Annotated in this window: 10 protein-coding genes; 5 read left to right on the forward strand and 5 right to left on the reverse strand. The window is 51.8% G+C overall.

All coding sequences use genetic code 11. From position 1 onward, the window contains the following. Positions 1 to 398: 398 nt before the first annotated feature. Positions 399 to 2,846 (reverse strand): family 10 glycosylhydrolase, encoded by a 2,448-nt coding sequence (locus AAC022_RS24115; RefSeq protein ID WP_339735304.1) that lies wholly within the window; start codon positions 2,844 to 2,846, stop codon positions 399 to 401. 281 nt (positions 2,847 to 3,127) lie between these two features. Here AAC022_RS24115 and AAC022_RS24120 point away from each other — a divergent pair, with 281 nt between their 5' ends. Beyond that, entirely contained in the window at positions 3,128 to 4,681 is a 1,554-nt protein-coding gene (locus AAC022_RS24120) for a TrkA C-terminal domain-containing protein (RefSeq protein WP_339735305.1), read from the forward strand. An 87-nt stretch (positions 4,682 to 4,768) separates the two neighbouring features. On the opposite strand, the gene AAC022_RS24125 is transcribed toward AAC022_RS24120, so the two are convergent. Genes AAC022_RS24125 through AAC022_RS24135 form a run of 3 tightly spaced genes read right to left on the reverse strand, consistent with a single transcriptional unit; the run spans position 4,769 to position 8,667 of the window. After that, a complete protein-coding gene (locus AAC022_RS24125) occupies positions 4,769 to 5,773 on the reverse strand; it encodes a sialidase family protein (RefSeq protein WP_339735307.1) in 1,005 nt (334 codons plus the stop codon). Positions 5,774 to 5,806: 33 nt separating this feature from the next. Further along, positions 5,807 to 7,492, reverse strand: a complete 1,686-nt coding sequence (locus AAC022_RS24130; RefSeq protein ID WP_339735309.1) for a M14 family zinc carboxypeptidase — start codon at positions 7,490 to 7,492, stop codon at positions 5,807 to 5,809. 47 nt (positions 7,493 to 7,539) lie between these two features. After that, positions 7,540 to 8,667, reverse strand: a complete 1,128-nt coding sequence (locus AAC022_RS24135) for a GntR family transcriptional regulator (protein ID WP_339735311.1) — start codon at positions 8,665 to 8,667, stop codon at positions 7,540 to 7,542. Between the two features lie 229 nt (positions 8,668 to 8,896). Between AAC022_RS24135 and AAC022_RS24140 the strand changes: the two genes are divergently transcribed. The 4 genes from AAC022_RS24140 (at position 8,897) to AAC022_RS24155 (ending at position 14,114) form a co-directional block, all read left to right on the forward strand. Then, positions 8,897 to 10,372, forward strand: a complete 1,476-nt coding sequence (locus AAC022_RS24140; protein WP_339735313.1) for a hypothetical protein — start codon at positions 8,897 to 8,899, stop codon at positions 10,370 to 10,372. A gap of 133 nt (positions 10,373 to 10,505) precedes the next feature. After that, positions 10,506 to 11,519, forward strand: a complete 1,014-nt coding sequence (locus AAC022_RS24145) for a Gfo/Idh/MocA family oxidoreductase (protein WP_339735315.1) — start codon at positions 10,506 to 10,508, stop codon at positions 11,517 to 11,519. Positions 11,520 to 11,538: 19 nt separating this feature from the next. Further along, positions 11,539 to 12,342 (forward strand): SDR family oxidoreductase, encoded by an 804-nt coding sequence (locus tag AAC022_RS24150; RefSeq protein WP_339735317.1) that lies wholly within the window; start codon positions 11,539 to 11,541, stop codon positions 12,340 to 12,342. Positions 12,343 to 12,461: 119 nt separating this feature from the next. Continuing rightward, entirely contained in the window at positions 12,462 to 14,114 is a 1,653-nt protein-coding gene (locus AAC022_RS24155) for a Na/Pi symporter (protein ID WP_339735319.1), read from the forward strand. Between the two features lie 91 nt (positions 14,115 to 14,205). Here the strand turns inward: AAC022_RS24155 and AAC022_RS24160 are convergent, their stop codons facing one another. Further along, a complete protein-coding gene (locus AAC022_RS24160; protein WP_339735321.1) occupies positions 14,206 to 14,664 on the reverse strand; it encodes a hypothetical protein in 459 nt (152 codons plus the stop codon). Positions 14,665 to 14,674: the final 10 nt, after the last annotated feature.

Consider the following 14,674-nt stretch of genomic DNA (forward strand, 5'->3'; position numbering starts at 1 on the left):
TATCACAGAATGGATTGTTCTCTTCAGTATTTGATTTCTCTATCAATTTCCTGCTTGCTGCGCTCGGCCCGAATTACATTCGGGCTTACCCGGTTTCGAAAACGGCGGCTCGCGCCGAACCGCTCATACTAAGGGATAATTATCTCTGTGTGTAGGGATATCGGGTCGCACCGAATGCAATTCGGTGTTGTCGTAAGGCAACGGGAAACTGTCAGAGCACTCGTACGATTATCAAGAAACTCAGCCATCCCATTTTTAATTTATCACAGAATGGATTGTTCTCTTCAGTATTTGATTTCTCTATCAATTTCCTGCTCGCTGCGCTCGGCCCGAATTACATTCGGGCCTACCCGGTTTCGAAAACGGCGGCTCGCGCCGAACCGCTCATGATGACGCGCTCATTTTCTTTTTCTGTGTGTGGGGACAGCTTTGACTTTGCCGGCGCTGCGTTTGAAATCGGGGACAATGCTGGAGAGGGTTTGCGGATTGAGACTGAAAATGGTGAAACCGCCTGCATTGAGCTGTCGAGTGACATCAATTTGTCCCAGAACACGGTCGCTGCTTAAAGACGCTTCTGTGGAGAGGGCACCGATTCCGGGGTAGATGGGAATGCGGCCGGCGAGGTGTTTCTGCTGGTCTTCAATCCAGATTTTAAACTGCGTGTCGTTGTCGGTGTAGTCCATGGGGCAGATGAAATCCAGGTAGCCATTCTTGGCCCAGAGTGGCCAATCTTGCGCGACCCATTCGCGGCAGTCGGGGTATTCGCGGAAGACGGCTGCGGAGATTTTAATGCCCGGACGAATCTTGCGTGCTTCGCGCTGGACCGTTTCGACGAGTCGCGTAATTTGGGCGGCCCGCCAGTCGCGGTATTGGCTTTTTAATTTGCCGTTGTAGCAGTCGCCGGGCCAGTTCTGAACTTTGATGCCGGTATCGGCTTCGAATTTATAGCGACTATAATCACTGTAGCAGTGCCGGTTATTCGGATAGCGGATGTAATCGAAGTGAATGCCGTCGACGGGGTATTTCTTGACGACTTCCAGCATGCTGTCGACTTCCAGTTGAAAGTTTTCCGGATGGGCCGGGTTAAGCCAGTCAGACGGTTCTCCTTTGACGCTGACTTGGGTACGGCCTGCGTCACGCATTTTTTTGACGAACGAGGCGGGGGCGGTCGACAGATTGTGATTCACTTTCCAGACATGGACCTCGAGACCGTGTTGATGCGCGGCTTTCAGGCATTGTTCAATCTGATCGCCATATTTTTCATATGTCTGGCTGCGAGGCAATACATCGCTGGGGTAATGCGCGAGTCCTCCCCAGAGCATGTTGGGGATAATCATATTAAAGCCGGCGTCAGATAGTTCTTTGCAGGTTCGATTCCAGTCGCCCGGATAAGGTCCCGTGGGAGAATGATCCCAGACCGCACGGGCTTCCCGGGGAGGGCTGGCGCGAGTCAGTAGATAAATATTGACCCGTTGTTCACGGCATTTGCGGGCAAAGGGAATCGACTGAAAGGCCTGCTTCTGTTGCAGCAGGCGTTTGGCTTGGTTGAGTGCAGCCGTGGTATTGTCGAGATCGCGGACCGCTAAGTCGCGGCTTGTTTGAGGCGTTACTGTTGAAATGATGTGACGTCTTAAGTCGGCGAAAGTTTGGAAGGGGCCGACCTGATTGGCCTGTTCAATCGTGGCAGCGGCGATGGAATCCCAGAGCTTCGGCTGGAAGTGGCCCATGATGGCGGTGAGCAGTGCCTGCTTTTGGATTGGGTCATCGGCTAAAATGAGATGGCTGAAATAGGCACCGCGGTTGCTGACAATGAGCGCCGGTTTCCGGGCTGGTTGCCCCTTTTCATCAACCCAGACGCCAACCACGCGGGCGCCGTGTCCTGAAGGAATTCCTGTGACGAGATTCCAGGAAGCCTGTTTGACTTCAGGCGGAAGTCCCTGGATTTTAGCGTCTTTGAGGCGAATGGCTGAGAGCGTCCCTGGTGTCTCCGGCTTGAAGTAGCTCCCTTTTTTGATTCCCAGGTTCTTTTCGAGGGCCGGCGGAATATGGAAATTCAGAAAGACTTTGCCTCCCTGTTCCATAAACTTGTTTAAGGTTGCACAGGCTTTGGTTGAGATGTTGGGATTAAACGGAAGAATGGCGACAGACCGTTTGCCGAGTGACTGAGTGGTCAGTTCCGGTTCACTGATGCGGTCGCATTGAATGCCCGCGGTCTGCAGAAAGTTTTCGATGCGATCTGCTGCTGAGAATGTGATCGCCTCTTTTTTTTGTAAATTGAGATCCGGCACCACAAGCACAATCTCATTAGTTGAGGCTTTCAGGTTGCGCAACTGGAAGCGCGCATCGGGTTCCGAATCGGATTCCCGCCAGATGACCAGCCGGATTGCTTCGATCTTGTCCCAGCCGGTTGGTTTATCTTCAGCGCGAAAATCACTTTTGGGGAAACGGAGCGTGTGCCAATCGTTGCCTTTGACTCGGGCGGCGGCCGAATACCAGCCGGGACCACTTTTGAAGTACAAACTGACCTGGTGATTGCTGTCGGACGCATCCGGTTTGACATCGAGTGTAAAGGTGCCCGGAGTTGTAAGGTCGAGGCTCGCACGCTTGTCCATACCTGCACGAGACATCTCGGGATTTGATGAAAACGGAGCAGAGATTAATAAAACGTTTTTTCCGTCCGACTGTTGCATGGCGAGCGGAAGCGTTCCTTTGAGTTCGGTCCATGATTTTCTGACTTCGGAGGACGTGGTGTAATGAAAATCATCGAGAACGGTTTCTGTACCGGTTTCTGTACCGGTAGAGAAACTGACTGTAAGGAGAATGAGATACGGGATTTGAGGGAGCATTATATACCTGACAATGGGATAGAAAACGAGCGTGATATCATACCGCTAGTTTTATCTGTTCGGAGAGCCAGTGACAAGTTTACTTTGAATTTGATTACAGATCTCCCCGTAGTATGTAAAACACTTGATCCTTTCTCTTCGGAGGTGCCTTCTTGAAAATATCATGTTAAGTTCATCCCCTTGCACGTAGCACTGATGCGGCTCGTTGATTATCTTACTCTGGTTCAGAAATGCGTTCTGGAGTTAAGATAAGGTATAGATCAATCGAAGATATTGTTGCGTTGTTTGCCATTATTGGGTTCGGACTGATTTTGGGCAAAATTTCGATTCGAGGCGTTTCTCTCGGATCATCAGGCGTTGTGTTTGTCGCGTTGTTGGCCGGTCACTGGGGTTACCAGATTGCGCCGGAAGTGGGGCTGGCGGGTGTGGTGCTGTTTATTTATTGTCTGGGGATCGGCGCCGGGCCAAGCTTTCTGAGGATGTTTGTCAGCCGCGGGAAAGCGCTGGCGATTCTGGCTGTCACGATGATGGGAGCCGCGGGGCTTACGACATGGATTCTGGCACGGCTGTTTCAGTTGAGTCCGGATCTGGCCAGTGGGTTGCTGGCGGGCGCGTTAACGAGCACTCCGGCTCTAGCGGCTGCATCGGAGAAACTTCCTCTGGGTTCCGATGTCGCGGTCGGTTTTGGGATTGCCTATCCTTTTGGTGTCGTGGGGGTGATCTTTTTTATCCAGTTATTGCCTCGATTGTTTTCCGGTGTCAGTAGTGAATCCGAAACCACATCGGCGGACGGGCTGGGCAAGATTGTTCGCGAACTGATCGAGGTGAAAAACCAAAGCATGGTCGGGAAGCGTTTACGGGACCTGTCTGTACTGGCGCGATCGAATTGTCAGGTCTCCCGGATTATTATCGAGGGGCAACCCCGGCCGATTCCCGCCGCCTTTCAACTGGCTCTGGGACAGCAACTCTTAATCGTAGGACGTGTCGGACAGATCGAAACTGTGATCGAAGCGATTGGCGAACGTTGCCCGGAAACGCAATATGTGCTCGATGTGGAACGACAGCGGCGGCAGATCGTGGTGACCGCGAAAGAACTGGTGGGGCACACACTGAAAGAGCTGCACTTGCTCTCTCGTTTTGGCGTCACGATTTCGCGGATTACCCGGCAGGATATCGAATTTGTTCCCGGGCCGGACGAGACGATTCACTTTGGTGATTTACTCCGGGCGGTTGGCGAATCAGAAAACCTCGAAAAGTTTGCTGCATCCGCAGGACATCGGGCACGCACTGCCGAGGAAACCGATTTCATTACCTTAGCGGGCGGCTTGGTCCTGGGGATGATTCTGGGAAGCATCAAGTTTTCACTGGGGGGCGAATCGCTTTCACTGGGAATGGCGGGGGGGCCGCTCATCGTAGGGCTGATTCTGGGGCACTTTGGACAGTTCGGGGCGATCACAGTCAGAATGCCACGCGCCGGTCGGTTGCTACTGGCAGAGTTGGGGCTGACTGTATTTCTTGCGCAGGCAGGGTGTCAGGCGGGTGATCAGTTTGTCTCGGTTGTGCAACAAAATGGCTGGACGTTATGTCTGGTGGCGTCGATTGTCGTTTTGGTGCCTCTGTTAGCGGGCTTTCTGGTGGCTCGGTTTTTCTTGCGGCTCGATCTGTCGGAAACAGCTGGTGGGATCTGCGGGGCGATGACCTCGACGCCAGGACTGGGGGCAGTCACGTCGGCCATTGATTCGAGTGTGCCCGCGACCAGCTATGCGACCGTCTATCCGGTTGCTCTGGTTCTGATTACACTGTTGGCGCCGCTCGTCATTATGGCGGTTTCATGAAGAGGTCAGGTTGAAATAAAACAGGGATCTGTAAAATCGATTCACAGACCCCTGTCTTTCGTGCAGGCCCTCAGCACGTCGTCAGAATTATTTGTAGCTGACTTTCGCAAAGTAGATCGATGTTTTTTTATTTTCGTGGCTGGAATAGTAGCTGACGTTTAACAGGCCGTCATGCAGGACCATGTTGGCGTAGCTGGTATCGCCGCCACTGGGGAGTTCCAGTAGTTCGGTAAGCGTCCCTTTGTCGATATCTATCTGGCAGATCGATGTATGCTGTTTCGGCGAATACAGACGGACGGTTGCCAGAAAGCGGCCATCAGGGAGCTGGAACAGTTCAGGGCCACCAATGCGCACGCCGAGGTCTTTCCACTGCCAGTCAGTGTAAGGCGGTTTTGAGATGCCGAGTAATCCGGTGTTGTCGCCTGTGGTGTCTCGACGTTGCAGGCAGTAGCAGGTTTTATCTTTCGTAAAGACGAGCGAACTTTCGTTGACGTAACCTTTGACGATGAGTTTATCAACGACGGTTTCATATTGTTTGCCATCGCTGCTTTTATACAGGCGGGTAAATTTCGGGACGTTTCTTCCAGTGCGATAGCCAATGCTGTAAACGTTTCCGTCGTTCCACTTCATGCCCCAGAGCCACATGTTGGGATCGCCGATTTTATGACCTTTCGACCAGTGTGTGCCATCATCCGAGAACCAGGTCATCGACTGGTGCGTTACGGGATTGGGCTGATGCAGGGCGGCAGCGCCACTCAACATGAGTTGTCCCTGGGGAGTGACGGCGATTTTGGCATCGCGCAAGTCGGCAGTGTCGGATGTGATGCGGGCAACCGGTTTCCAGGTTTTGCCGTCTTTAGACGAGAGAACCTGTAAAGCGCCGTCAGGAGAGACATGCGCTTTACCGGTGCGGAAGACGCAGAACCATTGGTCTTTGAAACGAGTGAGTCCCGTGAAGGCGTTGTGCGGGTCCTGGTCCCAGATCTTTTGCACGCTTTCCAGTTTCAGCTTAACTGGTTTCGCAGCTTCGAGGAGCATGGATGAATTGAGAATCAGCATGAGTGCTGCCATTAGCGGCGCGGCTTTTTTCATGGTCAGTTCCTTTGTGTTGTGATTTAGTTTGTGTCAGTCTGTTTTCTGTTTGATGCTTTCCATGACTTCCTGCGGTGGCTTCCAGCCGTACGATCGTTGTTCGCGTGGATTGTAGAGGCAGCTGATAATGTAGAGGTCGTTGACTTTCGATTTATCGGGTGGGATATTGACTTGCACGTGTGTGAATCCGTCTCCGTACCAGGCGAGATAACCATCAGTCGCACTTTTTTCCAGCAGGTGGCCATTCAGGCGGATGTCGACCAGATCGGGGTTGCGATAAGGAATACGCAGTTGAAAGGAGATACCGTTTTCAATGGACGTTTCATTTTCTATCGAGGTATGGCCTTTACTGACGGCCATTTTGATTTCCGGGCCGGCATCAATAATTACTTTCAAGGCACTCTGATCGACTGAGGGAATCAGTTTGATATTTTCGAGAAATTCCGAAGTGTCTGCTGACAACAGCGCGGCGCTTTTCGCGGAGGTCGCGATGAAGTAAGTGTCCCTGCCGGCGGTTTGCGGGTAGAGGATTGCTTGCGAAAAATAAGGTTGTTTCTGCCAGAGTTCGACGCGGCTTTGTCGACGAGTTTGAGGAGTGGTTCCCCAGGCGCTGACGAAGTGACCGATATAACCCTGCAATCGATTGACGGGATAGCCGGGAAAGTACTCGCTTTTCCATTTCGTGTTGCCGATTTGCATTAAGCCTTTGAGTCGCGCCAGGCCGCTTTGTTCCCAGCCGACTTCAAACGCCATGACCATCGTATGGTAGCGAGCATATCCATAATGGGCCGTATAGAATTGCGATCGACCCAGCCAGAGTTTTTTGGACAGCGCCGCCAGTTGACTTCCCCAGTAGAGCCGTTGGGCGTCTGCTTCGAAGCGATCATATCCATAGCCTGCTTTGGTGCCAGCTTCGTTGATGGCTTCGGTAATTCGCCAGTCCCAGGGACGGAGTGAGACATTCGAATAAGCGGAACCGGTGACTTCAAACATGGTTTGTCCGCGATAGCGTTCGCGCGAGCCGAGTTGATCGGGCGCGTATTCCTGAAGTCCGGTTCCATGCACGTCCACGTGGATGTCCGGCTGGAATTGATCTACCACAGAGAGGACCGCCATCACTTCGGGAGATTTTTCCGGGTGTTTGAATTTGAGTGTTTTCAAGTCCCAGTTCTTAGTGCCTCCGCCGGTATAGGGATCGATTTTTTGTGAATTGCCGAAGCGGTCGGTTTCAAAATAGGCATAAGGGTTGATGATGGGGATAATCAACAGTAGTTGGTTTTTTCGTGTTTCCACGGCCGCCGGATCATTGCTGGTGAGCCATTCGATAAAGTGCATGACGGCTGTCGTGCCACTGCGTTCGGGGCCGCCATGCAGGGCGGTCATCAGGCAGATCTGTTTCTGTTTGTCGTCGATTTTCTGATCGGTGATTTTCAGCAGCGGGATCGGAATTCCTTCCAGAGTGACGCCGATGCGATCGACCTGAACCCAGTCGGGGTAGGTTGCTTCCCAGTATTTCAGGGTTTCTTTATACTCTTTGAGTGTTAGCCGATGCAGCTTTTCCTGCCAGGGTTGAGGCAGGGCGGCCAGTTTTTGTTTAAGCGTTTTTTGTTCTTCCGCTTGCAAAACGGGAGGAGACAGCGCGCAAGCAGAGCACAGCAATAACAGTAGGAACAGCGATTTTTTATAAATGGTATTTTTCGGAGGAAATATAAGTGTCATGGTGTTGATCCTGCATCGTTGTTGAGTTCAGGCAGTGACTAATCGTGTTATTGCTGCGGCGGAGGAGCCAGAGTTTGCCCGATGCTGGCATTGATGGGCATCGGAAAGACTTCTGCGGTGTCGATGGGGAGTGTTCCCTGTTTCATCAACGTCAGCAGTTCGGCGGCTTTCTGGCCGATGGCGATTTCATCAACGGTAATTGAGGAGAGTCGGCTTTGAATCGCGCCGTGGCGTACGGTGCCTCCGAAACCAATCAGGGAGACATCTTCGGGCACACGCAGTCCCAGTTTTCCCAGCAGCAGATAAATTAATTCGGCCAGGGAATCGAAGGTGGCAAAGATCGCGGTCGGAGGATCAGGCCTTTGGAACATGTCTTCTAAGGTCGCCAGCAGATCCTGTTCGTAGTCAATGGGATGTAGTTGCGCGCTGGGTCCATGAAAAATAAACGGTTCAGGGCAGGGGGTTTCATGCGACTCCAGCGCCTCGCGCAGGCCCGCTTCGTATTCGATGGACGCTGTCGCCCGATGCGGAGAGAACATCGCCACGGATCGATGCCCCTGTTTGAGCAGGGTTTGGCCTGCCAGTAGGCCGACTTCGTGAAAGGGAATTGAAAGCAGCGGTGCCTGGACTCCTTCGACTTGCCGGTGACAGAAGACAACGGGGATGCCATGCTGCTGTAGTTGACGAATCTGATAAGCGGGAGTCGCAGGAACGGTGGCTGGGACCAGCGCGACGCCGGCGACGTTTTTGTCAATCAGTTGCAGGATTGTGTTGCCTTGCATGTCGACTTTATTTTCGGTGCAGCAGACGAGAACCTGATTTTGTGTTAACGCGGCTGCCTGTTCGAAACTGCGTTGTAGTGAAGGATAATATCCCGTGCGTGTTTCAGGGAGAACGAAGGCAAAAATATCAAGTGGTTTCGAGACGGGGAGTGGCGGGTTGGTGCTGACAAACGACCCTTTGCCATGAATGCGCGTGATCCAACCCTGTTCTTCCAACAGTTGCATGGCGTTGCGGACCGTGGTTCGAGCCAGTTGATAGGTGTTGCAGAGTTGATGCTCGGAAGGCAGGGCCTCTCCCGGGCGAATTTCTCCCGCGGTCACTTTTTGAATCAATTGATCGACCAGCAGCATGTATTTAGGACGCTGTTTGCCGGATTGTGCGAGTAAAGGCATTGAGTTCCCCTGTAGTCTGGCAGGAGTGCGTGAATTCATATTGGAAAGAAATCAGATTTGGGTTGAAATCTGGCTCAAAGTGCGTTACTTGTATTTAAATATGATACAAGTTGTTTACCTGTTGTCAATCGATTAGTATCACTGATTCAGGCGTTATAGTCTGATTTGGTGTCATCGTAATAATTAGATGAGTACAAGATGTCTTTCGTAACATTCAGAGGGGATTCAAATGAAACAACTGATGCTGGTGCTACTTGCGTTAATCGGAATTCTGGAAGCGCTCCCCCCTCTGCAGGCGGGGGATACTAAGCCACTTGAGATTGGTGAAAAGCGGGAATTATTTGTTGATGACTATCTGATCGATGAGCTAAAGGGGGCCGAACTGCGATTACATCATCCTGTGGATGAAGGCATCGTTATCAAGTTTGACAAACCCTGGGAGGGGTTGTTCTGTGGCTATTGTACAATCATTAAAGACGGCGATTTGTATCGCGCTTACTATCGCGGGCGACCAAGTGCAGGTAAAGACGGCGATGTCGGGGAAGTTTATTGCTATGCGGAATCGAAAGATGGTGTGAACTGGACCAAGCCCGAATTTTCGCTGTTTGAAAAGGCGGGTTTCAAAAAGAATAACATTGTCTTCGCTGATGCGGCACCGATGACGCATAATTTCTCGCCGTTTCTGGATACCCGTCCTGATGTTCCCAAGGCAGAACGTTATAAGGCATTGGGCGGTACGATGAAAAGTGGTCTGGTCGCGTTTACGTCACCCGATGGGATTCACTGGAAACAGCATCCCGCCGGTGCGGTTATTCCTAAAAAAATGGTGCCGTTTCCTTACATGTTTGATTCGCAGAATGTGGCGTTCTGGTCTCCGGTTAAGAAAAAGTACATCAGCTATTTCCGAGTATTTAAAGATAAGATCCGTCGGATTGCCCGCACGGAAAGCGATGATTTCATTCACTGGTCTCCCCCCGTCTTGATGGAATATACATCTCGTGGCGAAGCGGCACCCGTTGAGCATCTTTATACGAATCAGACGCATCCTTATTTCCGTGCCCCTCACATCTATCTGGCGGTTGCGGCGCGATTTATGCCGGGGCGTCAGGTATTGACGGATGAGCAAGCGAAGGAAATTGGCGTTCATCCGCGGTATTTTAAAGATACATCGGATGCGATTCTGATGACGACCCGTGGCGATAATACGTACCAGCGAACTTTTTTGAGCGGATATATCACGGGGGGCATCGGTGCGCAAAACTGGGTTTCGCGCACCAATTATCCCGCGTTGAATGTGGTGCAAACCGGTCCCAGTGAGATGTCGGTCTATGTGAATCAGGATTATGCCCAGCCGACGGCTCATTTACGGCGTTACTCTTTGCGTCTGGATGGTTTTGCTTCTGTGCGAGCCGACTATGGCGGCGGTGAGTTAGTAACGAAGCCGCTCATTTTTGATGGTTCTGAATTGTCGATTAATTTCTCGACTTCGGCGGCGGGTGGCATCAAAGTGGAAATTCAGGATGAGGCCGGCAAGCCGATCCCAGGTTTTACGCTCGCTGATTCTCGCGAGCAAATTGGCAACGAAGTGAATCGGATTGTTTCCTGGAAGGGGGGCAAAGATTTGAAGTCCCTCAGCGGCAAACCGGTTCGTTTGCGATTTGTGATGAAAGACGCCGACCTGTATTCATTGCAGTTCACGAAATAAGTGATAAAAGCGGTTTAAAAAGATTCTCCGGAAAGAGACAGTTCATGATAGACTGGTCTTTCCGGAGTTTTTTTCATAGTCTTCAGGATCAGAGGTATTTTGTTTTCCATCATTAGCAGAAGAATAGCAAGGTATGACGGACCGAAAACGATTACTGGTGGTGGGCGTTGGTTCCATCGGCGAGCGGCATTTACGCTGTTTTCAGGCGACGAATCGTGTTGATGTTTCAATCTGTGAATTGAATGACGACTTGTGCGAGAAGGTTGCCGCAGAGTATGGCGTGGAAAGACAGTACGCCGATCTTGAGACTGCTCTGGCCGATCCGCATGATTGTGCAGTGATCGCGACGCCCGCGCATTTGCATATCGAAATTTCGAAACGTGCGGTTCAGGCGGGGTTGGATCTGTTTATTGAAAAACCTTTGAGTACGAATTTTCAAGGTATCAATGAACTGCAATCTCTGCTTCAGGAAAAACAGAAGAAAGCGGCGATCGCTTATGTGTATCGGGCACACCCGGCACTGGCTGCGATGAAGGCAGCCTTAGACTCAGGCAAATTTGGCAAGCCGGTTCAACTGGTGGTCGTTTCGGGGCAGCATTTCCCTACGTATCGACCGGCTTATCGAGACATTTATTACAAATCTCGGGAGACCGGCGGTGGCGCCGTTCAGGATGCACTCACGCATTCGATGAATGCGGGCGAGTATCTGGTCGGCCCGGTGGAATCTCTGGTGGCCGACTTTTCACATCAGGTGCTGGAAGGCGTGGATGTGGAAGATACCGTGCATGTCATCACCAGGCAGGGGGGCGTGTTGGGAAGTTTCAGTCTGAATCAGCATCAGCCGGCGAATGAGTCGAGAATAACGGTGATCTGTGAGCGCGGGATGTTACGGTTTGAATTTCAAAAAAGCTGGTATCGTTGGATTACCGAACCCGATTCGGAGTGGCAGGTAGGGTATCAGGAAACACTCGAACGGGATACGCTCTTTCAAAGACAGGCGACTGCATTTCTGGATTATCTGGACGGACTCTGTCCGCCGCTCTGCACACTGGAAGAGGGAGCGCAGACGCTGGCCGTGAATCTGTCTATTCTGGATTCCGTGGAACACCGATCCTGGATCGAACCGGCACAGTTTATTTCAACCTGAATAATTGGCAGACGAACAAATGAAACCGACAGACGAACCAACGGTCCAGCAGCTATTTGATCTCACCGGCAAAACCGTACTCATTTCGGGGGCCAGTGGTTATCTGGGGGGCGCGATGGCGCGCGGTCTGGCGGAAGCAGGCGCACGTCTGGTCGTCAGCAGCCGTGATGCACAACGGGCAGAGCAGACTGCCAGCGAGATGCCGGACCCGCATCAGGTCGGTCATATCGGCGTTGCGCTGGATCATATGGAAGAAGCGTCGATTGAAGAGGGATTTGAAACTGCAGTCAAAGAGGCGGGGCAGATTGACGTGCTGGTCAACAACGGAAATGCTGCGGTAGGTGAGGACTGGCGAAATGCGACCGCCGAGGCGTTTTCCCGTCATCTGCAAAATGCCACGGGGTATTTTTTATTAGCGCGGAAGTTACGGGATCATGTTGTAGAACATGCAGCAGCCGGTAGTGTGATTATGATTGGTTCGATGTATGGCGTGGTGGGTTCTTATCCCGACGCTTATGAAGGGATTTGCAATGCCAGCCCGGTTGCGTATCACACGATGAAGGGGGGGCTGATTCATCAGACCCGGCATCTGGCCGTTTACTGGGCCAAGGACAATGTACGCGTTAATTGCCTAAGTCCGGGACCGTTTCCTTCTGAAGCGGCTCCAGCCGGTTTGGCCGAGCGATTGAGCGAGCATAGCCCGATGGGACGGATGGGTAAGCCATCTGAATTGAAAGGGGCTGCCGTATTTCTGGCCAGTGATGCCAGCAGTTATATCACCGGGCAGAATTTGCTGGTGGATGGTGGCTGGACCTCATGGTAGGTTTAAGTCACATGGAAACAGTATCAATCATTTGACTTTGTGTTAGAATGAAAGCTGTTTGCTGTCAGATGGTTACGCCTCTGATTCTTTGACTGAGATATAGCACCTGCGGATGATTCATGGATTCTGGGATACTTAATTCGATCGGTGGCCTGGGGCTGTTCTTGCTGGGCATGGTCGTGATGACCAGTGGCCTGAAAGAGCTTGCCGGCGATACGATTCGACGTATGATCGCACGATTTACCACAAGCCTCCCTTCGGGCATCGCAACGGGGGCTGTCGTGACAGCGATTCTGCAATCATCGAGCGCCACGACGGTGACCGCCGTCGGTTTTGCAGGAGCGGGCTTGCTGACGCTGTCGCAATCGTTGGGGATTGTTTTCGGCGCGAATCTGGGAACGACGATTACCGGCTGGGTCGTCGCCATATTTGGCTTTCAATTCAAACTGGGTTTACTCGCTTATCCTGTGGTCCTGTTCGGGGTCATTTTAAATCTGTTTGCCCGGAAGCGGATTGCAGCAGCCGGTCTGGCTTTGGCTGGCTTTGGTTTGATTTTTATTGGCATCGACAGTCTGCAAGGAGGGATGGCGGGTCTTGCCAATGGGGTGACGCCAGAATCCTTTCCTCAGGATACCTGGCTGGGACGCTTGCTGCTGATTTTTATCGGCGTGGGGATTACTGTGGTGACTCAGTCTTCCAGTGCCGGCGTGGCGATGGCGCTGACTGCTGTTAGTACAGGAACCATCTCGCTGGCGCAGGCGGGCGCGATGGTGATTGGCTTTGATGTGGGAACGACGTTCACCGCATTGATCGCGTCGTTTGGTGGTTCGGTGGCTGCCCGGCGTACTGGTTTTGCGCATGTGTTTTATAATGTTGTGACGGCGATCGGAGCTTATTTTCTATTACCGGTTTATATCTGGGTCTGGAATGACTATCTCAATCAAGAGAATGATCTCTCGCCGGAAATCGCACTGGTCGCCTTTCATACTCTGTTCAATTTTCTGGGTGTGCTGCTGATTATTCCGTTCACCGGGCAGTTTGCGCGTTTAATTACCCGCATGATTCCAGAAGCCGAAAATGATCAGGCGGAACGGCTGGAAGAGTCATTGATTCAGAATCCGAACGTGGCGATTGAAGCATCTCGCTCGACGCTCGTTGATGTCTTTCAGCGAGTTCTGGCTGTGCTACATCGTTTGTTTACGTCGGAATTTGATGCAGAAGAGATTCAGGAAGAACTGGAGCAGTATCATGCGACGCTGGAAACCACGTCCGATTATTTGAGGCGGATTAACGTTTCAGAAGCGGACGCTGAGACACTGCGCTGTTATCAGGAAGTGGTATTGGCGCTCGATCATCTTCAACGTTTGATGAGACGTTGTCAGGATTTGGAGCGTCTGGAAGCGACTCGCGAAGTAAAACAACTCAGTGAAATTGCTGATCAACTGACGGCTCTGGTCGCTCGAACAGAAGCTGCTTTGCAGGACCGTTCTGTTGAGTTGGATGAACGGCCACTGGAAGAGTTCTGGCAGGCGCTGGAGAAGAATCAGAAATCAACCCGGCGGCAATTTACTGAGGCAGCAGCCAGGACCGGCGCTGATTTCGATGTACTGTTGGGGCAGTTAGACGCGTATCGCTGGCTGAGCCGAATTAGTTATCATCTCTGGCGCGGCGTGCATCATTTACAGGATGCTCGGATTATCGCCAGTGTTGGCAATCCAGAACCCGCGGCAGAATTGCAGCCGGATGATTCTTCTAGTGAGCCGTCTGCGTGACGTCTTGAATGTAAAAAACTCGGTCCCTGACATGTTGTCGTCAGAGACCGAGTTCGAACAGATGTTGAAATCAGATTGTCTCGTGTGAATCCTATTTTTTCTTTTCCAGTTCAAACGTGAATTGATTCTCCTGGTCGGAGCCCACAGTCGCGGTGAGTCCGGATTTTTTGGGATCGCCGTACTTTTTAGGAATCAGAGAGATCTCCTTGATAATAACATTTGCCTCATCGAGGTTGGTGCCTTCCGGTGGTCCTTCTGTTTTGACGCAGGTAATGGAAACACTGTGTTCGCCGGCAATCGCCCCGTCGCCGTCTTCAAACGTGCGTAGTTGGAACTTTCCTGCTTGATCCGAACGTCCGACAGCTGCTTGAGGTTGCCCGCTGTTGGAGCGGAAGATGATCGTGGCGCCCTCCAGTGGCTGTCCCTCAAAAGTTACCGTGCCACTGGCGGGAAATGTTTGAGGCCGTTGCTTCGTCCATTTATCTTCACTAGAACTAGAGCAGGCTGTGCTTGTGATCGTTATCAATAAAAGAATCAATAAGTTGCGCATAAATGATTTT

It is taken from the genome of uncultured Gimesia sp. (assembly GCF_963976445.1).
Lineage (GTDB): Bacteria > Planctomycetota > Planctomycetia > Planctomycetales > Planctomycetaceae > Gimesia.